The organism is Pseudoclavibacter sp. VKM Ac-2888 (genome assembly GCF_015351285.1).
GTDB lineage: Bacteria > Actinomycetota > Actinomycetes > Actinomycetales > Microbacteriaceae > Pseudoclavibacter.
In genome coordinates, this window is record NZ_JADKSM010000001.1 from 2,681,501 (window position 1) to 2,701,383 (window position 19,883).

Below are 19,883 nucleotides of genomic sequence, written 5' to 3' on the forward strand. Positions count from 1 at the left end.
CTGTGCAACGCGGTGAGCACGCGCGGTAGGCACGCCTCCCCGGAGCCGGCGCAACCAGTGACCAGAGTTGTGGCGAAGTGCGCCTTGGAGAACGGGGAACAGCATTTAGCCACAACCCTGGCCGCCGTTGCGGGCGCGGGCGGGCGCGCGGACGCGTCCGACCGCGGCCAGCGGGGCTCAGTCGAGCAGCAGCGCAGGCTCCTCGACGATCGTCGCGACGTCGGCGAGGAAGCGGCTCGCGACGTCCCCGTCGACCAGGCGGTGGTCGAAGGAAGCGCCGAGCGTCGTCACCATGCGGGGGCGAACTTCGTCCTCGAACACCCACGGCTTCAGCTTGATCGTGCCGAGCGCGAGGATGCCCACCTCGCCGGGATTGATGACGGGCGTGCCCGTGTCCATCCCGAACACCCCGATGTTGGTGATCGTGAAGGTACCGTCGCGCATCTCTGTCGGCGGCGTCTTCCCGTCGCGGGCGCGATACGTGAGCTGCTCGATGGCCTGCGCCAGCTGGTGCAGGGTCATGGCGTGCGCATCCTTGATGTTCGGCACGATGAGCCCACGCGGGGTCGCGGCGGCGAGGCCGAGGTTCACGTAGTGCTTGACCGTGTACTCCTCGTCGGTCCACGCGGCGTTGACCATCGGGTTGCGGCGGATCGCCCACATCACGGCTCGCGCCACGATGAGCAGCGGCGACACCTTCACGCCGGCGAAGTCGGGCGACGCCTTGAGGCGCTTCACGAACTCCATCGTGCGCGTCGCGTCGACGTCGGTGAAGAGCGTCACGTGCGGTGCCGTGAACATCGACGAGACCATGGCGTTCGCCGTTGCCTTGCGCACGCCCTTGACGGGGTGCTTCTCCTCGCGTACCTCGCCCCAGATGGGGGTCTCGAGGTTCTTGAAGACACTCGCCTGCTGCGCGTGGCGGATGACGTCGTCGCGGGTCGTCTCACCGGCGAGCCCGGTTGGCTCGACCTGCGACAGGTCGACGGCGAGGTCCTTCGCAAGCTTGCGGATGGGGGGCTTCGCGATGATCGGCGACGCGGATGCGGCGGGCACCGACCCTGGGCGGGCCTGCGTCCGCGCCACCCCAGGTGCTGGAGCGGGAGCCTGCGCGGCCGGGCGATGCGACGGCTGGGCCGGGGCGGGGATCTGCGCGGGGCGCGTCGGCTGGGCTGGTACGGCCGACTTCTTGCGTCGGCGCGTCGTGGGCGCGTCACCGAGTCCGTAGCCGACGAGCACCGAGTTGGCGCCGGACTCGGCGCCCTCGCTGGAGACGGTGGAAGCCGCATCCGCCTGTGCCGCATCGAATTCGAGGTCGGCAGCCGGTGCCTCGGGCGCGGCGGGCGCCTCGGAGCTGCTCGCGGACCCAGCGGTCTCGATGGAGAGGATGTGCTTGCCCACGTCGACGGTCTGGCCCTCGCTCGCGAAGAGCTCGACGACGCGCCCCTCGAAGGGGCTGGGCAGCTCGACGATCGACTTGGCCGTCTCGATCTCGCACAGCGTCTGGTTCAGCTCGACGCTGTCGCCGGCCTTCACGTGCCAGGAGACGATCTCGGCCTCGGTGAGTCCCTCCCCGACGTCGGGGAGTTCGAAGTTCTCGGTGCTCATTGGTGTGCTTGCCTCTATCTGTGCGGGCTTGGTTCAGTACTCGAGCGAGCGGTCGACGGCTTCGAGGATGCGGTCTGCGTCCGGCAGGTAGCTCGCCTCGAGCTTCGCTGGCGGGAAGGGAACGTTGAAGCCCGACACGCGAAGCACGGGCGCCTCGAGCGAGAAGAACACTCGCTCCTGCACGGTCGCGGCGATCTCGGAGCCGATGCTGGCGTTCGAGGGGGCTTCCTGCGCGATGACGAGGCGACCCGTCTTGCGGACGGACTCCACGATCGGCGCGTAGTCGATGGGGCTCAGCGAGCGGAGGTCGATGACCTCGAGACTGATGCCCTCGGCCTCGGCGACCGCCGCCGCCTGCAGCGCTACCGCGGTCATGGCGCCGTGCGCGACGAGCGTCACGTCGGTGCCGACGCGGGCGACTCGGCTCGCGTGCATCCCGGCAGCGGGGGCGGCGAGGCTGACCTCGCCCTTCTGCCAGTACTTGCTCTTGGGCTCGAAGAACATGACGGGGTCGTTGCTCTTGATGGCCTGCTGGATCATCCAGTACGCGTCGTTCGGCGTCGACGGAGAGATGAGACGGAGTCCGGCGGTGTGCGCGAAGTAGGCCTCTGGGCTCTCCTGGTGGTGCTCGACGGCGCCGATGTGCCCGCCGTAGGGCACGCGGATGACAACCGGCATCTGCAGGCGGCCCTCGTTGCGGTTCGTGAGCTTCGCGAGCTGCGTCGTGATCTGGTCGAAGCCGGGGAAGATGAAGCCGTCGAACTGGATCTCGCACACGGGCCGGTAGCCGCGCATGGCGAGGCCGATGGCGGTGCCGATGATGCCGGACTCCGCGAGCGGGGTGTCGAGCACGCGGTTCTCGCCGAAGTCGCGCTTCAGGTGCTCGGTGACGCGGAAGACGCCGCCGAGCGTGCCGATGTCCTCGCCGAGCTGCACGACCTTGTCGTCGTCTTCCATGGCGCGGCGCAGGCCGGCGTTGATGGCCTTCGCGAGCGGCATGGTGACCGTCTCCGGCGCATCCGCCTCCGACTCGGGCGTTGTGGTGCTCGTGGCGACGTCGGTCATCGGGTTGCCTCCTGGCTCGCGTTGTCATCGAAGGACGCCTCGTACCGGCGCAGCCACTGCTTCTCTTCCTCGAGCTGCGGATGCGCGTCGCTGTACACGTTCTCGAACATGGAGTCGTTGTCGGGCTCTTCGATCTCGAAGACGCCGCGGCGCACGTCGGCCGCGTAGTCCTTCGCTGCCTCGTCGACGCCGGTGAAGAAGTCCTCGCCCACGTCCTGCGCGCGCAGGTACGCGCCGAGGCGGGCGATGGGGTCGCGGCGGCGCCACGACTCCTCCTCGTCCTTCGTGCGGTACTTGGTGGGGTCGTCCGTCGTCGTGTGGGCGCCCATCCGGTAGGTCTCGGCCTCGATGAAGCCGGGGCCACCGCCGGCGCGTGCCCGCTCGAGGTGCGCGCGGGTGACGGCGAAGCTCGCCATGACGTCGTTGCCGTCGATGTGCGTCGAGGGCATGCCGAAGCCGCCCGCGCGCTTGTAGAGCGGGTTGTTGGCCTGCACGGAGACGGGCACGGAGATGGCCCACTGGTTGTTCTGCAGGAAGAAGACGAGCGGCACCTGGTAGCTCGTCGCGAAGATGTAGGCCTCGTTGGTGTCGCCCTGGCTGGTCGCGCCGTCGCCGAAGTACACGACGGTCGCCTCGTCCTTGTCGAGGTCGCCGGTGCCGGTGGCGCCGTCGAACTTCTGGCCGAGCGCGTAGCCGGTCGCGTGGAGGGTCTGCGAGCCGATGACCAGCGTGTAGGGGCGCACGCCGTGGCCTTCCGGCGACCATCCGCTGTGGGTCACGCCGCGCAGCAGGCGCAGCACGTCGACGAGGTCGACGCCGCGCACGAAGGCGACGCCGTGCTCGCGGTAGGAGGGGAAGACCGCATCTTGCGGGCGCATGGCGTAGGCGGAGCCGATCTGGGCGGCCTCCTGTCCCTCGGCGGGGACGTACAGGGACAGCTGTCCCTGGCGCTGCAGCATGGTCGACTCACGGTCGAACGCCCGCACGTAGCTCATGTCGCGATAGGCGCGAAGGTAGTCCTCCGTGGTGAGCAGCTCAAGCTGCTCCAGGAAGGGCTCGGCGGCCTTCGTCGGCTTCACCTCTCCCTCTGGAGTGAGGATCTGCACGGTCTCGTCGCCTGGAGTCACGTCGTGTGGCGCCTTCCTGCTGTTCCGATCTCGCATGCGGTTGCCCGAGATTTCGCCAGTCTAGTTCTCCACCCCATGGCCGTTCAGGAGAAATCCTCCAACAGTTCGGGCCGACCCTGCACGGCATCGACGACACGAGGCGGGCGAGCGCCCCAGCCGCTTCACCGCAGGATCGGGGAGAATGGGGGCATGCGAGCCATCTTGAGCATCCTCATCAACGCCGTGGCCCTCTGGGTCGTGACCCTCATCCTGCAAGCGCATGTCCAGGTCATCCCGTTCGAGGAGTCGACTTGGGGCGTCATCGGCACGCTCGCACTGTTCGGGCTGATCTGGGGCGTCGTGAACGCCGTGGTGGGCGGGGTCGTGCGTGTCGTCGCGTTCCCCCTCTACATCCTCACGCTCGGCCTCATCTCGTTCATCGTCAACGGATTCCTGTTCTGGCTCGTCGGGGTCATCAGCGACAGCATCGGCTTCGGCATCGAGGTCTCCGGCTTCTGGTGGGCGGTGCTCGCAGCGCTCATCATGTCGGTGGTCACCGCGGTGCTCGGCGGCTGGGTGCGCGGTGCCGACTCGAAGCTCAAGAGCGATGAGCGTCGCCGTCGGGAAGCCTGATCGAGGCGTTCAGATCTTGATGTCGTCTGGCTTGAGGTTGCTCGTGATGGGCGCGAACTTCTCCTCGATGAGACGATTCACCTCGTCGATGGCCTCACCGGGTTCCGGAAGCGGGTCGAGCCGGTCAACCGTGTAGAGCCTCGACTCGTCGAGCTCGAAGCCGTCGTAGACGTCGAGGAGGTCCGTGCGGGCCGCATCCAGGGAAGGCACCCCGCTCGCGTCGGCCATGCCGGCGGTCTCGAGGTAGCGCGTCTGCGCGTGGGCGGCGAGCGGGTCGTCGTCGAACGGCGTCACCGCATCGGCCTCGGCGAGCACGACCGTTGAATCCTCGCCATCCGGGGCGAGCCCCTGCAGGCCGACGATCGGGTCTTCCCGGTGCTGGATCTCGATGATCGGGGCTCGGCTCCCGGGCGACGCATCATCGCCCCGACCATCAGCCTGCTGGTGCCGCAGCTGCGCCCTCAGCCGTTCGGCGTCGATGGGACCCCCGATCGAGACGAGGCCCTTCGTGTCGAACCTCCCCAGCCCGGCGATCGACGCAGCGACGAGCGCACCCTGCGAGTAGCCGGCGAACACGACGGCATCGCCCGGCTCGATACCCGCCTCTGCCATCGCAGCGAGGACGGCGGACACCGACTGCGAGTCGATCCCCGCATACGCCGCGAGGTTGCCGGCCAGGTCGAAGGGGTTCCCCGTCGTGCCGTACGACTGGTTCGAGGTGCCCGTGATCGCGACCTCGTAGAGTTGGGCTCCGGCCGCGTCGACGTAGCTCGTGACGCGCACCTGCGGCCCTCCGTCGACCGAGGGAGGGATGGCGGCGACCAGCGACTGGAGTCCCGTGGGAGCGGCATCCCGGCCATCGAGCGGAGCGCTGGCGCTCCCCACCCTGAAGCGATCGCTCGGGGTCAGCCCCGCCACACCTGCCCCGGCGAGCGCCCACGACACGAGAGTGCTGCCGTCGGCGCCGGGGACCGGCGGGAGGCCGAGCATCCCGAGCGCGAAGTCGTCGGCGTTCTCCACGGTGACGCGGATGAGCTCCTGCACCCGCGGGTCGCTCAGCGTCGGAGCCTCCCCCGCAAGAGCCGCGAGCGCCGCGATTCCAGCCGCCGGGCCGAGGAGCGCGACCGTCAGCGGCAACGAGCGTCCGAGGAAGTTGGCGGCGCTTGCGCCCGCTGCTTGGACGACGGCCGCGGAGACCGCCTCGGCCCGCTCGTACAGCTCGGCAGCAAGCTGGATGCGCTCGCCCAGCGAGGACAGCTGGGTTTCCAGCGGCGCCCCTCCGAAGAAGGCGACCTCGGCCTGCGCCGCCGCTGCAGCGAATGTGAGGCCCGAGCCGCTCAGCCATACGGACGGCGGCAGCCACTCCTGACCGGCGAGGATCGTGCGGAGCGCTTCGAAGTCGTCGGCGAAGAGCCCGGCGCGCACGGCGACGGCGCGGACGTCGCTGGGCCCGACGACAACAAGCTCGCCGCTCATCGGGCCCCCAACGCCTCGAGCTCGAGACTTAATGCCCCATGCGCTCGGCGGTACTCGGCCTCGGCGAGCCCTGCGGCGGTCGCGACGAGTCCGATCGCGTCGGCGAGGAGCTCGGCCTCGATGGCAAGGCAGCGCTGCGCTGGCGAGCTCCACGCGTCGGAGACCGCGAGCAGCCTGAGGCCCGTGCAGATATCGGTGGTGCCTGAGCCGAAGGCGTACAGGGCGCGAGCGTTGTCGAGGGCGATGAGCTGCAGGGCGTGGATGATCTGCTCCCTCGCGGCATCGACGAACGGCAGTGTCTGGCCGATCGTCGACGGTGCGATGGGAACGAAAGACGTGGTCTCTGGCATTCGCGGTGGTCCTCTCGTGCGTCGGAGACTCCGATCCTGCGGCGGCAGGAGAAGCGGCGACGCATGCACGCCCACGGGTGTGGAGGGACGCGCATCCACAGGCCGGATGCCTGCAGAGTGCGGCTTCGCTCCGACGGGCAGCGAAAGAGCGGGTGAACACGCACGCGAACCGGTGCTGAATGCGTGACAATGGGCGTCATGGCGAAAAACAGCAAGGACGCGGTCTTTCGCATCATCTTCGTCTGCACCGGCAACATCTGCCGCTCCCCGATGGCGGAGGTCATCTTCCGCGACATGGTCGAGCAGATCGGCCTCGGCAGCGCCGTGAGCATCAGCTCGGCGGGAACCGGCGAATGGCACGTGGGCGAGAAGGCGGACCCCCGCACGCAGTCCGCGCTCGAGCGGGCCGGGTTCACGGCGGAGAACCATCGCGCGAAGCAGTTCGAGGTCGACTGGTTCGACACGTTCGACCTCATCATCACCTTCGACCGCGGCCAGCGGCGCATCCTCAAGGCGTGGGCCTCCGACGACGAGCAACGCTCGCTCGTGCAGCCCCTCCTCACCTTCCACCCGGCGCCCCCGGGCGGGATCACGGAAGTCCCAGACCCGTACTATGGCAACGATCAGCTCTTCGACCACGTGCGCGACTTGATCACGAGCGCGTGCGAGGAGCTTCTTCGTCAGATCGAGCCGGTCGTCCGGGCAGCGCTGACGGCGCGCGCCGGATCGTCCTCGTCCCAAGGAGCACAATGAGCCCCCTCCCTCCCCAGATGCTGAGCCCCCTCGACTCGCGCTACCGCAAGAGCGTCGAAGGTCTCGGCGAGCACCTCTCCGAGGCCGCGCTGAACCGTGCCCGCGTGCACGTGGAGGTCGAGTGGCTGCTGTTCCTCACCGACCGTGAGATGTTCGGCTCGCACAAGATCGATGCAGACAAGGCCGCAGCACTGCGCGCCCTCGTCACCGACTTCGGCCAGAAGGACATCGACGAGCTGGCCGAGGTCGAGGCTCGCACCCGTCACGACGTGAAGGCCGTCGAGTACTACGTGCGCGCCCGCCTGGAGGAGCTCGGGCTGAGCGAGCTCGCCGAGCTCACCCACTTCGCCTGCACGAGCGAGGACATCAACAACCTCTCGTACGCGGTCACCATCCGCGACGCCGTCACCGACGTCTGGCTCCCCTCGGCTTCCGGTCTCGCGGACCGCATCGCGGAGCTCGCCGTCGAGCTGCGGGCTGTGCCCCTGCTGTCGCTCACGCACGGCCAGCCGGCGACGCCGACCACGCTGGGCAAGGAGCTCGCCGTGTTCACGCACCGACTGCGCCGCCAGCTGAAGCGCGTCGAGGAAACCTCGTATCTCGGGAAGTTCGCCGGTGCCACGGGCAACTTCGCCGCGCACCAGGCGGCAAGTGTCGACACCGACTGGGAGACGCTTGCCGACGAGTTCGTGAGCGGCCTCGGCCTCACCTGGAACCCGCTGACCACGCAGATCGAGTCGCACGACTGGCAGGCCGAGCTGTACTCGGACGTGTCGCGCTTCAACCGCATCCTGCACAACTTCTGCACCGACGTGTGGACCTACATCTCGCGCGGTGTCTTCCGTCAGATCCCGCAGGCCGGCTCGACGGGCTCGTCCACGATGCCGCACAAGATCAACCCGATCCGCTTCGAGAACGCGGAGGCGAACCTCGAGATCTCGAGCGCTCTCCTCGACTCGCTGGCCTCGACGCTCGTCACCTCGCGCCTGCAGCGCGACCTCACCGACTCGAGCGCGCAGCGCAACATCGGTGTCGCGTTCGGCCACTCGCTGCTCGCGCTCGACAACGTGACGCGTGGACTGCGCGAGATCGCCGTCGACGAGGAGCTGCTGGCGAACGAGCTCGACGGCAACTGGGAGGTGCTCGGCGAAGCGATCCAGACCGTCATCCGAGCCGAGATCGTCGCTGGTCGTTCATCCATCGCCGACCCCTACGCTGTGCTGAAGGACCTGACACGCGGCCGCCGCATCGGCAAGGCCGATCTCGTGGAGTTCGTGACGGGCCTCGACATCGGCCAGGAGGCGAAGGACTCGCTCCTCGCCCTCACTCCCGGCAGCTACACGGGCGCCTCGTCGCGCCTCGTCGACCACCTGGGCTGAGCGCGCGGGCGGAACGCCCGCTGGTTCTCCAGCTACTTGCTGGTTGGGGCCTCGTTCGACGTCGTCTCGTCGAGCGGGGCCTCTTCTGCATCTGCCGGGAGCGTGGCTGCGGGCTCCTCGGTCGCCGCGGCCTGCTCCGGTTCGCCGATGCGCTCCGAGGGCTCCGCTTCGGCTGCAGCCTCGTCGACGAAGGGTGCCTTCTCGTCTGCGGCCGCCGCCTGCGTGGCCGCGCGGCTCTGCTCGCCTTCGTCGCTGCGGGAGACGCCCTGCTCTGCGTTCTCGAAGCGGTCGAGGTAGATCTCGTTCTCGGGATTCGGCGAGTAGGAGAGCACGAGCATCGCCAGCACGAGGATCGAGACGATGAAGGCGACACCGGCGAAGATGATGCCGAGCAGGAAGTCCTGTGTCGTGAGCAGCAGGATGAGGAGCACGAAGCCCGCCATCACGGCGGAGATGCCGAGCAGCTCGAAGGGCTTCATGAGCGCGCGGCGCTTGGGTTGTGTCACTGGGGAATCAGGCTTTCTTGGTGAGTTCTGGCTCGGCGGCCGGTGCATCCGCGAGGATGCCGCGGAGGGTGATCCCCTCGATGACCAGCAGCACGCCGAGCACTGCGAGGTAGGCGCCGACGTAGCCGACGGTCTGCACGGATGCGGTGAGGGTGCCCTCGACCTGCTCGATTCCGCCGTAGTCGACGCGGAGGTCTGGCGGGATGATCGCGACGAGGAGTCCGAGGAGCACGGTGACGGCGCCGGTGATGAGCACCTCGCGCGAGAAGAACTTGGTGGCGCGGCCCACGCGGGCGCTGATGAGTTCGAGCGCTCCCGTGACGAGGGCCCAGGTGGCGACGGTCGCGATGAACGCGGCGGCGGTCGCGTGCTCGGTCTCTGCGGTGCCCATGAAGAGCGCGAAGCCTCCGGCGAGCGCCGAGACGACGGCTCGCGCGAACGTGAGCGCGCGCGCCGGGTGGTCCTTGAAGCCGACGGCTTCGAAGCCGATGAGCACGCCGGATGCGAGCGCGAACGCACCGAACGTGATGAACCCGAACGCCGCAGAGTGGTCTTGGGAGAAGGTGATGACGGCGGCGATGATGAGCGCGGGCACGGCGCGGGCGATCATCGACATCCACAGGCGTTCCGGGACTGCTGTAGGCCCCACTTGCATCGTCATCGTTCGCTCCTCACGATCTGCCGCCAGTCTACCCAGTCGGTACCGCACGGCTCCCCGGCGCGGGACGACGTCACCGTGTTGCAACCTGGCAGCCGTCAGGGCACGTCATCCGCGCTTCGCTGCGACTGGGCTCAGCGGACATCGAGAAGGCCCGCGCGGATGCCCCAGAGCACGACCTGCAGGCGGTCCCTCGACGCGGTCTTCTGGAGGAGCCCCGCGAGGTGGTACTTCACCGTGGTGGGTTCGACGAACAGCTCACCGGCGATCTCCGCGTTGGACAGGCCGCGCGCGAGGAGCCCGAGGACGTCGAGTTCCCGCTCCGTCAACTCGACCCCCGTCGTCGGGGCTGGCTGCGACACGGGCCGCCGCCGCTCGGCAAATTCGTGGAGGATGCGCCTGGTGAGGCGCTGGTCGAGCGTCCCGTGCCCTGCGGCGACCGACCGGACCGCGGCGAGCAGCGTCGCCTCATCCGCGCCCTTGAGGAGGAACCCGGCCGCCCCGGCCTCGAGCGCCGCGAACACGTCCGCGTCGACGTCGAAGGTGGTGAGGATGAGCACCGCAGCGTCGAGCGACGGTTCTGCAGCGATCATCCGCGTCGCAGCGATGCCGTCGGTTCCTGGCATCCGGATGTCCATGCAGACCACGTCGGGGCTCAGCTCGCGAGCGAGCCGGACCGCCTCTGCACCGTCGGCGGCTTCGCCGACGACGTCGAAGTCGGGCTCCGCGCCGAGGATCACCGACAGCCCGGCGCGCACGACCGCCTGGTCGTCGGCGATGAGGATCCGGATCATGAGGCCTCCCTGTCACGGTTCGGGCTTTGGCCCGTGCCACGGATCGTGAGCGCATTCCGCCAGCCGCCGTCGCTCGTCGGTCCAGTGCTCAGGGTCGCACCCACGAGCCCGGCTCGTTCGGCCATGCCGGAGAGCCCGTACCCCGGCTGCGCGGGCGCGGGTGGCACGACCGCATCCGCTCCGGGCCCGGATGGCGCGTTCGCGACGACGATCTCCACGCCGTCGTCGCCGAACCGCACGCTGACGTCGCTGCGTGCACCCCGGGCGTGACGTGCCGCGTTCGCCAATGACTCCTGCACCATGCGGTACGCGGTGGCCTCCGTCAGCGGGCCGAGCGGTCGAGGCGCACCGGCTACACGGAAGTCGACGGCCTGACCACGCTCCCGCGCGGCATCCACGAGCGTCGCGATCCCCTCCAGGTTCGGGGTGGGGCTCGGGCGCTCAGGGCCGCCCGTGCGTTCGTCGTCGTCGTCGCTGCGCAGCAGTCCAACGGTGCGCCGGAGATCGACGAGCGTCGTGCGTGCGTCGTCCTGGATGCCCTGCATCATGGCCCTCGCCCGGTCAGGGTCGGAGCGGGTCAGGGTGGTTGCCGCCTGCGCGCTGACGATGATGCCCGACAGGTGGTGGCCGGCGATGTCGTGGAGTTCGCGTGCGAGGGCAGTGCGCTCCGCCCTGAGTTCGCCGCGGGCCCGTTCCGCCTGACGCTGCTCGGCCATGCGCGCCTGCTCTCGGAGAGCATCCGTCAAGCGTTCCCGACCGAGCACGTAGTCCGCGATGCCCGCGGGAAGGACGTAGAGGAGCAGGATGCGCAGGAGAAGCGTGGCGGTCAGGACGAGCGGCACCTCGCGTGACCCGAGCAGCATTGCAACGCCACCGACCGTGGTCGTCGCGGCCGCCCCGACGCCGAGTGCGATGAGCGCCGCCCTGTGGGGCAGCTGCCGCACGACCCGGTACGACGCGACGCCCACGGCGAGCGCGCCGATGCCGAGCTCCCCGGCCGTTGTGGCGAGGATCGCGAGATCGATGCCGACGATCGCCGCGAACACGGGCAGCGGGCGGAAGCGGCTCGGCCACAGCAGCAGCGCCTGGACGGCGATGAGGCTCGCCAGCACCAGCGGTGACCCGGTTCCGGGGACAGACGCGAAGAGGGCGCGATCCCAGGTGCCGATCGCAAGGAATCCGACGGCACCCGCCAGCACGAGGAGACTTGGCGTCGCCGACCAGAGGGCGACCATCACGGCCGAGTTCCGCGGCGATGGGCGCATGACTCGATTCAACCACGCCGGGTGGTGGCCCCTGACGAGGCCATCACCCGGCGCGAACTCGTCGTCCGCTACTGCCCGCACAGCGTCTCGTCGAGGGCGTTGATGACCATGCGGTACTGCGCGAGAAGCCGCTCGTTGTCGTCGGGCGAGACAACCGCCCAGGGGAGCGCGGTGACGCCGATCGTCACGGCGGTGCCGTCCGGGCCGATGGCGTTGCGGGTCTGCGTTCCGGGGATGTCTCCCCCGTGCCCCCAGGCGACTCCGCCACAGGACAGCGGGTAGCGCTGCAGGCCGAGGCCGTACGCGGCACCAGGGGTCAGCTCATCCCCGGCGGGGACGGTCGTCTGCATCTCCGCGAGCGCCGCCTCGCTCAGGAGTCGGCCGTCGAGGAGGGCGCGCATGAAGGTGTTGAGCTCGGACGGCGTGGACACGAGAGCGCCGGCGGCCCAGCCGAACGCGGGGTCCAGCTCGGAGATGTCCCGGAGGTCGCCGGCCGTCTCAGCGTGGTACCCGCGGGGGTGCTCGCCGCGCAGCTGCCGTTCGCCTGGCGCGGGCAGGTAGGTGTGCTCGAGGCCGAGCGGCGCGACGATGCGCTCGTCGATCTGGGTGGCGAGTGCCCGTTTCGTGACGGCCTCGATCATGAGTCCCAGCACCAGGTAGTTGGTGTTGCTGTATCCCCACCGCTCCCCTGGGGCGAACGCCGCGGGCCGCTCGAACGCGACATCGAGCATGGCCCGGGGAGAGATGTACGTCTCCTGCGCGCCGAACGCGTCCGCCGCGATCTTGTCCGCGTACTCGGGCAGGCCAGCGGTGTGCTGGAGGAGCTGGCGCACGGAGATCTTCGTGCCGTCGACCCCGTCCCCCGTGATGAGACCGGGCAGGTACGTGTCGATCGGCTCGTCGAGGGCCACCTGCCCCTCATCGGCAAGCTGGAGGACGACCGTCGAGACGAACATCTTCGTGTTGCTGCCGATGCGCACCTCCCCGTCCACGGGCGGTGCGTCCCCCGTGGCGATGTCCCCTTGTCCGAGAGCGAGGTTCGAGGTCCTGCCCTCGCTGTCGGTGACGGATGCGAGCACGCCGGGGTATCCCGCGTCGACGAGCGCCTGCATGGTCGCCTCGTGCGGATCCGGACTGGCGTCGGCGTTGGCTGCGTTCGACCATGCCCCGACGCCGATCGCGCCGGCGGCGAGCACGCCGGCAGCGGCGATGACTGCGGTCGCCTTCCGGGGCTTGCCGCTTCGAACGTTCGTTGCTGGATCGGTGGGGTGTGCGTCTGCGGTTCGTTGCGTTTCCATGCATCCAGCGTGACGAAACGCGCCTCTTGGCACCCCATCCTTGCGAACAGTCGCGCCTGCCCACGCGGCCAGTCAGCGGCCTTCGGGGCTCCGGGTCCGCGCGACCGTCAGGTCGAGGACAAATCAGGTGCCGGGACCGGAGCTGCATGACCGCTTGCGGCCAGAATCTCGTCGACGAAGCCCTGGGCGGTGGTCGCCACGATCTGGAAGTGGTCGCGCTCCGCGGTGGTGCTCTCCGGGCGCTCGACCTTGTCGAGGGCGGCGTCGGCGTACTCCTGGAGTGCGTTGATGAGGACGGAGTGGCGATCTTCGTCGGTCAGGTCGAGAGTCACGAGATGCGGGGTCTGCTCAGTCATCACGGCAGTGTCTCACTCTCTCCCGACACCAATATGTGCCCATCGACACCCCCGCGACGCTCGGTCGCGGGGAACATCCGCGGCTCATCGAGTGGAGAAGGCCTCGAGGGGGCGAGCCCATCGCTGCCCGACGACGTCTCGTTCGAATCGCGGGTCGAGCTCCTGGGAGAGCAGGGAGAAACCGGCGCTCTGGAGGAAGCCAGCGGCGGCGGTGAACTCCCGGGCGCTCCAGACCTCGACACGTGAGGCGTTTCGTCTCCGGGCGAAGTCGATGCCGGTGTCGACGAGTGCCCGGCCGATGCCGCGGCGCCGCGCGTCGGGTGTGACGATCAGCAGCCGCAAGAGGGCGGCCTCGCCGTCCTCCCCGGGCATGCAGAAGACGCATCCCACGCGTCTTCCGTCGAGCTCGGCGATCCATGCCCCTTCACGCTCGCGTTCCTCGACGGCGGCATAGCCCTCGATGGCGTGCGCGACAAGACGCTCGTAGGTGCGGCCATCCTCGAAGGAGTCCGAGAAGGCCTTGTGGGCGAGCAGTACCCAGGCGAGGTCCCCGGGCTGGTCGAGCTGGCGGATCGAGTGCGGCGGAGCGGACGGTGCTTCAGGAGAGGTCATGACAGCTTCCTTCGAGCGCGAAGAAGTGGACGGACTCCGGTCAGTGCGTACATTTCCACGTTACCGGCGACGATGCCAGGAACGAAGTGTTCAGCGGTGCAGGCCGGGGCCGCCGTCGAGCTGAGCGGCGTCTGAAGCGGGTCCGAACATGGGACAAGGCTTCTGAGCACACCTGCCAGCGCACCACCCTCATGACGCGCTCGGGGTCACTTGACCTCCGCCAGCTTCGAGACCGATCGAACCGTCGCGGCCAGGATCGTCTGCCGCGCACGCCCCTGCGGAAGACGAGGCGCGCACTGCCAGATGGTCAACCAGGCGTGGGTGGTGGCTTCCTGTGCTCGATCTTCCCGATTGAGGAGTCTGAGCGCCAGCGCGAACATCGTCGGGCTCAGGGCGTCGTAGAGACGAGACAGCGCTGCACGGTCTCCGGATCCCACGAGCACGAGGTCGGCATCCAGCCTCTCGTCTCCTGACTCCGATCCCCCGTCGGCACGTGGCCGCTCTGCCACGACCGTGCTCATCGCGCGCCGCCTCACACCGGGCCACAGCTCGACGTGCACCGACCTGAGTTCGACATGGCGACCCTCTCTCTGTGAGGGGGTCGGAGTTGGCCGCTCTCCCTCGAGCCCTGCAGATATTTACCTAGTTAACCTAGCTAAATGAGAAGCGGGGTGCCCGCGAGTTTGCTGAGACCGTGAGGTGCCGACGGATGTTCGACCCCTCGGCAACAGCGATGCGCTCTGCGGTTGCGTCCCGGCGTGATCGCATGCCGGAAGCCAACCCTCAAGACACGCGTCGCGCGTCGCTCTCGGGGGCCCGGATGATCGCCATCAGGAAGGCGGTCACCCCGATGCCTGCGCTGACCCAGAAGACCGGGCTCGGCCCCATACTGTCGAGCAGCCTCCCACCGGCGAACGCGCCGAGAGCGATGCTCGCATTGAACACGCTGACCCAGAGGGCGGCAACGGACTCGCGATGCTCGGGCGCCGCCCGGGCGATCCAGGCCTGGGTGCTCACGGAGACGCCACCGTAGAAGAATCCCCATGCGGCCATCAGCACCGCGGCAGCAACCGTCGCGGTCGCCAGCGAGGGGAACAGTGCGAGCACGCAGACGAGCCCCAGGCTCAGGCTCACGATCACGACCCTCGGCACCTTGGCTGCAGGCGGACCCGCCACGAAGTTGCCAACAATCCCGAGGGCACCGTAGATCACGAGCAAGGTTCCGATGACGGGTGCGCCGAGCCCCGCGACCACCTCGAGTGCCGGACGGACGTAGGTGTACGCCGAGAAGTGCCCCGTCACCAACAGGGCCGTGATCGCGAGCCCCACTCGGACCCCCGGGTTCTTGAAGGCCAAGACCAGCACGTTGAACGGAACCTCCTCCTCCGACGGCATCGCCGGCAGGGTGGTGGCCATCGCGAGCGCGATGAGTGCCGCGGCGATAGCAAGGCCCCAGAACACCGCGTTCCATCCGAGGACAGCGCCGACATAGGTGCCAATGGGGACTCCGAGGACGGAAGCGAGCGCGATCCCGCTGAAGATGACCGTGGTCGCGAGCCCCACGGCACGGGCTCCGACGAGTCTGGGAGCGAGGCTCGCCGCAAGGGCCCAGACGCCTCCCATGCTCAACCCGAGGAGCACTCGGGCGGCCGCGAGGACGAGGAAAGTGTCGGAGATGGCGGTGAGCGCGTTGGCCGCGACGACGAGCACCATCAGCGCGATCAGCGTCGCACGACGGTCGATCCGCCCGGTCACGATGGGGATGAACGGGGCTGTGACCGCTGCGACCAGGCCGGTGATCGTGAGCGAGAGACCGATCGTCCCCTCGCCTTCGGCGAGCGACGCGCTCATGGGGGTGAGAAGACCGACGGGCATCATCTCCGCCGCGACGACGATGAACGTGGCTGCAGCCATGAGGGCAACCGCGCCCCAGCGGTTCCTGGTGCCGTGACCCGGGCGAGAGACGGCCGAAACTGCCACCGAGGACTGGGGCGCTGCTGCTGGGGGCACTGGCGAAGTCATGCATTCAGCGAACCCTCCGCGCGACTTCGGATCAACGGCAGATTACTGATACTTGCATTAGCCTGACTTATCGATAAAGGGTTCCTGCGTGGTTCCCAGCCACCGCGGAGGGGAGAGCCGTCACACATGCCTGAGGTGCCGATCAGAGAGATCGAGTGCTTCCTCGTCCTCGCAGAGGAGCTGCACTTCGGACGAACCGGCGAGCGCCTCTTCGTGTCTCAGAGTCGCGTAAGCCAGCTCATCAGCACGCTGGAGCAGCGCATCGGTGCGAGCCTGGTCTCTCGGAGCAGCCGTCGAGTGCAACTCACGGAGTTCGGGACAGAGTTCCGCGACGCGCTCTCACCAGCGCACCGCGCGCTCGTCGAGGTGGTCGAGCACGCCCAGATGCGGGCGCGCGACGCGCCGACACCGATCCGGGTCGGATTCCAGGGCGCGATCTACGACTCGATCGCGAAGGCCATAGCGCAGTTCGAGCGAGCGCACCCGCAGACCCCCGTGCACATCAAGGAGCTACCACTCGGTGACCCGTTCAGCGACGTGCTGGCGGGCCGCGTCGACGCAGCAGTCGTGCTCCTGCCCGTTGACGACCCTGAGCTGGTGGTCGGGCCGATCTTCTCGCGACACGGTCAGATGCTGGCGGTCTCCGTCGACCACCCGGTGTCGAAGATGCGCGAGCTCAACGCCGAGCAGCTGTCGGAGATGACCCTGGTGCCGATCGTCGGCCCCGCGCCCGAGTACTGGCAGCGCGTGCACTCACCGAGCACGACTCCCGGCGGAAGACCGGTTCGCTTCCGCGGAGGAGCGAGCACACTGCAGGAAGGCCTCTCGCAGGTGGCGTCGAGCAGCCGCGGCCTGATCCTCTGCACTGCAACAGCCGACTACAGTCGACGCGCAGACATTGCATTCGTGCCGCTGAACGGGCTCCCTGAATCGTCACTTGCCCTGGTCTGGCGAGCCGACCGGGAGACCGCACGCATTCGCGAGTTCTCATCGACGGTCGACGAGGTCGTTGCACGGCACGGCACGACGGCAGACGCCAGCGGCACGACTAGCTTCGGGGGCTGAGGGCCACAACAAGCACATCCGAGGCCGCAAGAGCCTCCTCGAGGCGCCCCTCTCCGTGAGCAGTATCACCTTCGGACGACCAACGTGACAGATCCGAGAGCGCGCCATGGAGCGCGATCGCAAGCGACCGCGGCGAGGCGCCTGCACTGATCTCCCCCGTCGCCTGTCCGCTCTCGATGATCTTGGCGATGGAGTCGACGCAGGAGCGCGACGCGACGTCGCCCCCTTCGCGCAGGACGGCCGGAGCATCGTGGAACAGGATCTGCTGAACTTCAGGAGCGCTTGTGCGAGTGATGTATGCGCGGGACCGCTTGCGCAATGCGTCACCCGCTCGGGGCTCGGCGTCCGAGATCGCGAGCAGCTCGGCATCGATCTCGCCGTCAATGCCTGAGACCACTGCCCGCAGGAGGCCTTCCTTCCCGCCGAAGTGGTGGTACAGCGCCCCGCGCGTGAGCCCTGCAGCAGCCGTGAGCGCATCCATCGACGTGGCTGCGTAGCCGTCCCGCGCAAACGCTGTTCTCGCGGCGGCGATGAGACTCGCGCGCGTCACGTCGATCATCTGCGCTCTCGTTCGACCCGCCATGAGACCTCCTCGATCACGTCCGAGCGTAGTTGACATACGTACCGTATGCCAACATGCTTGCATTCACATACGCACTGTATGTGAATATGAGGAGAGGGTCCGCCGAGAGCATGGCTGGTCAGTACCGAACGTTGTTCCAGGAGCCGGGGACGAAACCCCTGACGGCCGCCGGCCTGGTTGCCCGCATGCCGCTCTCGATGGTGGGCATCGGGGTGATCACCATGGTCTCGAGCACCACGGGCAGCTATGCGCTGGCCGGAGCCCTGGCCGCCAGCTACGCAGTTTCGGCGGCGATCGCCGGCCCACAGGTCGCTCGATTCGTCGACCGCTTCGGCCAGCGCAGGGTTATCCCTTTCGTCGCCGCGTTCAGCGCAGTCGCCATTGCGCTGCTCGCCCTCACCTCGGCGAGCGGCGGCCCCGAGTGGCTACTGTTCACCACCGCGATACTCGCGGGGATCGCCCCGAGCGCACCAGCGCTCGTTCGCGCCCGCTGGACTCACCTCCTTCGAGGAACGCCGAGGTTGCATGCCGCGTACGCGTGGGAGACAGTGCTCGACGAAGCCAGTTTCATCCTCGGCCCGCCCCTGTCCATCGGCCTCAGCGTCGCGCTCTTCCCACAGGCCGGGCCGCTCGTGGCCGGCGCTTTCCTGCTTGTCGGCGTCCTGTGGCTTGCCGGGCAGCGGCACACCGAACCTCCGGTGAGAGCCGCACTGCAGTCGAGCCGCCGGTCAAGCGCGTTGAGGGAGCCGACCGTCGCACTGGTCGCCGTCGTCATGGTCGCGCTGGGTGCCATCATCGGAACAATCGACGTCGTGAGCGTGGCCTTCGCCGAGCAGGAGGGGGCCCCCGTTGCGGCGAGCATTGTGCTGTCGGTCTACGCCATCAGCTCCTGCGCCGCGGGGTTCCTCTTCGGATCACGTGAGTGGAAGACACCGACGCCCCGACTTCTGAGGCTCGGGCTCCTGGCAACTGCCGTCACAGTGCTGCCGCTGCTGTGGGTGCCCACGATTGCAGCGCTCTGCGTTGCCGTCTTCGTCTCCGGCATCTTCTTCGCCCCGACGATGATCATGGCCGCCAAGCTCATCGAAGAGGTCGTCCCGGAAGACGCCCTCACGGAATCGCTGACCTGGTCGACAGCGGGGCTCGGCTTCGGGACCGCCCTCGGACCGGCGATTGCTGGGTCGATCATCGACGCTCACGGTGCAACTGACGGCTTCTGGGTCGCGATCGTCGCCGCCGCACTGCTCGCAGGACTGTCGTTCACTGTCGCGGACGCACGACAGAGGACGTAGGCACGCGCTTGATCGAGTCATCGAACGTGGGCCTCGACCGGCCGGTCGCGATCAGCCGCAGTTCAACCCCTGGTTGGCATCCGCTACCACCCCCTCGTCCGTAGCGTCGTGAGCACGAGACAACCGCTATGACGAGGAGCGCGACGAGATGACGATCGAAGTTGAGGCCCTGACCAAGACCTACAAGGGAAAGCACGCAGTGCGGAATGTGAGCTTCACGGTCCAGCCGGGCAAGGTCACGGGGTTCCTTGGCCCGAATGGAGCAGGAAAGTCGACGACGATGCGCTCGATCGTCGGCCTCGACCACCCCACCGCCGGGCGTGCGCTCATCGACGGCACCGAGTACCGGGCGTTCGCGGCGCCGCTGCGCGAGGTCGGTGCTCTGCTCGACGCGAAGGCGGCGCACAAGTCCCGCACGGCACTGAACTACCTCGCCTCGATCGCAGCGACGCACCGGATTCCGCGCTCGCGCGTCGACGAGGTCCTCGAGGCAACCGGCCTCAGCGCAGTCGCCCGGAAGAAGGTCGGCGGGTTCTCCCTCGGCATGGGTCAGCGTCTCGGCATCGCCGCGGCGCTGCTGGGCGACCCGGGCACGCTCATCCTCGACGAGCCGGTCAACGGCCTGGACCCCGAGGGCGTGACCTGGGTCCGCGAGCTCCTGGCGCGGCTGGCGGCCGAGGGGAGAACGGTGTTCCTCTCATCGCACCTGCTGAGCGAGCTGGCGCTCATCGCGGACCACGTCATCGTCATCGGCCGCGGCGAGATCATCGCGGACTCACCGCTCAGCGCGCTCACCGAGCAGAACGGCCTCCGCGTCCGCGTGCGCACGCCGGATGCGCTCACGCTCACTCGCCGAATGACGAGCACGGGGGTGAGGATCGTCTCGAGCGAGGCCGAGCTGTTGGAGGTGGAAGGCCTCACCGCCGAGCAGATCGCCCGCGCCGCCCGCGAGACGGGGGTGCTCATCACCGAGCTGACGCCCCTGCGGCAAACCCTCGAAGAGGCCTACAACCACCTCACGCGCGACTCCGTCGAGTACGCCTCAGCCTGATCTCGCTTGCT

At 68.5% G+C, this 19,883-nt stretch carries 21 protein-coding genes; 6 read left to right on the forward strand and 15 right to left on the reverse strand.

Translation table 11 applies throughout. From position 1 onward, the window contains the following. Positions 1–177: 177 nt before the first annotated feature. The 3 genes from ITJ61_RS12660 to ITJ61_RS12670 form a co-directional block, all read right to left on the reverse strand. Positions 178–1,608, reverse strand: a complete 1,431-nt coding sequence (locus ITJ61_RS12660; RefSeq protein WP_104341993.1) for a dihydrolipoamide acetyltransferase family protein — start codon at positions 1,606–1,608, stop codon at positions 178–180. 33 nt (positions 1,609–1,641) lie between these two features. After that, a complete protein-coding gene (locus ITJ61_RS12665) occupies positions 1,642–2,607 on the reverse strand; it encodes an alpha-ketoacid dehydrogenase subunit beta (RefSeq protein WP_104244172.1) in 966 nt (321 codons plus the stop codon). Positions 2,608–2,669: 62 nt separating this feature from the next. After that, positions 2,670–3,800 carry a thiamine pyrophosphate-dependent dehydrogenase E1 component subunit alpha gene (locus tag ITJ61_RS12670; protein WP_258064849.1) on the reverse strand — a complete coding sequence of 377 codons (1,131 nt, stop codon included), beginning with the start codon at positions 3,798–3,800 and terminating at the stop codon, positions 2,670–2,672. A gap of 189 nt (positions 3,801–3,989) precedes the next feature. Here ITJ61_RS12670 and ITJ61_RS12675 point away from each other — a divergent pair, with 189 nt between their 5' ends. After that, positions 3,990–4,412 (forward strand): phage holin family protein, encoded by a 423-nt coding sequence (locus ITJ61_RS12675; RefSeq protein ID WP_104243893.1) that lies wholly within the window; start codon positions 3,990–3,992, stop codon positions 4,410–4,412. A gap of 9 nt (positions 4,413–4,421) precedes the next feature. Here ITJ61_RS12675 and ITJ61_RS12680 read toward each other — a convergent pair whose 3' ends face one another. Next, entirely contained in the window at positions 4,422–5,888 is a 1,467-nt protein-coding gene (locus ITJ61_RS12680; protein WP_194686376.1) for a hypothetical protein, read from the reverse strand. Beyond that, positions 5,885–6,238: a hypothetical protein gene (locus ITJ61_RS12685; RefSeq protein WP_104307536.1), complete on the reverse strand. Its 354-nt coding sequence runs from the start codon at positions 6,236–6,238 to the stop codon at positions 5,885–5,887. The genes ITJ61_RS12680 and ITJ61_RS12685 overlap by 4 nt, the downstream gene beginning before the upstream one ends. A gap of 198 nt (positions 6,239–6,436) precedes the next feature. On the opposite strand from ITJ61_RS12685, the gene ITJ61_RS12690 reads away from it, so the two are divergent. Both ITJ61_RS12690 and purB read left to right on the forward strand, forming a co-directional pair. Further along, positions 6,437–6,991 carry a low molecular weight protein-tyrosine-phosphatase gene (locus tag ITJ61_RS12690; RefSeq protein ID WP_308471438.1) on the forward strand — a complete coding sequence of 185 codons (555 nt, stop codon included), beginning with the start codon at positions 6,437–6,439 and terminating at the stop codon, positions 6,989–6,991. Continuing rightward, positions 6,988–8,370, forward strand: a complete 1,383-nt coding sequence (purB, locus tag ITJ61_RS12695) for an adenylosuccinate lyase (RefSeq protein WP_194686377.1) — start codon at positions 6,988–6,990, stop codon at positions 8,368–8,370. Before ITJ61_RS12690 ends, purB begins: the two co-directional genes overlap by 4 nt. Before the next feature lie 32 nt (positions 8,371–8,402). Here the strand turns inward: purB and ITJ61_RS12700 are convergent, their stop codons facing one another. From ITJ61_RS12700 to ITJ61_RS12740, 9 genes are all read right to left on the reverse strand, one after another. Beyond that, positions 8,403–8,876, reverse strand: a complete 474-nt coding sequence (locus ITJ61_RS12700) for a hypothetical protein (protein ID WP_194686378.1) — start codon at positions 8,874–8,876, stop codon at positions 8,403–8,405. Positions 8,877–8,883: 7 nt separating this feature from the next. After that, a complete protein-coding gene (locus ITJ61_RS12705; RefSeq protein ID WP_146080612.1) occupies positions 8,884–9,537 on the reverse strand; it encodes a hypothetical protein in 654 nt (217 codons plus the stop codon). Positions 9,538–9,668: 131 nt separating this feature from the next. After that, positions 9,669–10,328: a response regulator gene (locus ITJ61_RS12710; protein WP_194686379.1), complete on the reverse strand. Its 660-nt coding sequence runs from the start codon at positions 10,326–10,328 to the stop codon at positions 9,669–9,671. Then, positions 10,325–11,593, reverse strand: coding sequence for a histidine kinase (locus ITJ61_RS12715; RefSeq protein WP_194686380.1), 1,269 nt, complete (start codon positions 11,591–11,593; stop codon positions 10,325–10,327). The genes ITJ61_RS12710 and ITJ61_RS12715 overlap by 4 nt, the downstream gene beginning before the upstream one ends. 68 nt (positions 11,594–11,661) lie before the next feature. Next, positions 11,662–12,891: a serine hydrolase domain-containing protein gene (locus ITJ61_RS12720; protein ID WP_194686381.1), complete on the reverse strand. Its 1,230-nt coding sequence runs from the start codon at positions 12,889–12,891 to the stop codon at positions 11,662–11,664. 107 nt (positions 12,892–12,998) lie between these two features. Beyond that, positions 12,999–13,247, reverse strand: a complete 249-nt coding sequence (locus ITJ61_RS12725) for a hypothetical protein (protein WP_104243911.1) — start codon at positions 13,245–13,247, stop codon at positions 12,999–13,001. Positions 13,248–13,331: 84 nt separating this feature from the next. Next, positions 13,332–13,859 carry a GNAT family N-acetyltransferase gene (locus ITJ61_RS12730; protein WP_104307540.1) on the reverse strand — a complete coding sequence of 176 codons (528 nt, stop codon included), beginning with the start codon at positions 13,857–13,859 and terminating at the stop codon, positions 13,332–13,334. A 206-nt stretch (positions 13,860–14,065) separates the two neighbouring features. Further along, positions 14,066–14,380, reverse strand: a complete 315-nt coding sequence (locus ITJ61_RS12735; RefSeq protein ID WP_194686382.1) for a hypothetical protein — start codon at positions 14,378–14,380, stop codon at positions 14,066–14,068. A gap of 262 nt (positions 14,381–14,642) precedes the next feature. Continuing rightward, entirely contained in the window at positions 14,643–15,773 is a 1,131-nt protein-coding gene (locus ITJ61_RS12740; protein WP_219819664.1) for an MFS transporter, read from the reverse strand. A gap of 234 nt (positions 15,774–16,007) precedes the next feature. On the opposite strand from ITJ61_RS12740, the gene ITJ61_RS12745 reads away from it, so the two are divergent. Further along, positions 16,008–16,946: a LysR family transcriptional regulator gene (locus tag ITJ61_RS12745; RefSeq protein WP_104243919.1), complete on the forward strand. Its 939-nt coding sequence runs from the start codon at positions 16,008–16,010 to the stop codon at positions 16,944–16,946. Here the strand turns inward: ITJ61_RS12745 and ITJ61_RS12750 are convergent. After that, positions 16,930–17,529 (reverse strand): TetR/AcrR family transcriptional regulator, encoded by a 600-nt coding sequence (locus tag ITJ61_RS12750; RefSeq protein ID WP_219819665.1) that lies wholly within the window; start codon positions 17,527–17,529, stop codon positions 16,930–16,932. The two genes, ITJ61_RS12745 and ITJ61_RS12750, sit on opposite strands and share 17 nt — an antisense overlap. 110 nt (positions 17,530–17,639) lie before the next feature. On the opposite strand from ITJ61_RS12750, the gene ITJ61_RS12755 reads away from it, so the two are divergent. Further along, complete coding sequence (locus ITJ61_RS12755) at positions 17,640–18,821, forward strand: MFS transporter (protein WP_194686383.1); 1,182 nt, start codon at positions 17,640–17,642, stop codon at positions 18,819–18,821. 148 nt (positions 18,822–18,969) lie between these two features. Continuing rightward, entirely contained in the window at positions 18,970–19,872 is a 903-nt protein-coding gene (locus ITJ61_RS12760) for an ATP-binding cassette domain-containing protein (RefSeq protein ID WP_194686384.1), read from the forward strand. The last annotated feature ends 11 nt before the right edge of the window (positions 19,873–19,883 follow it).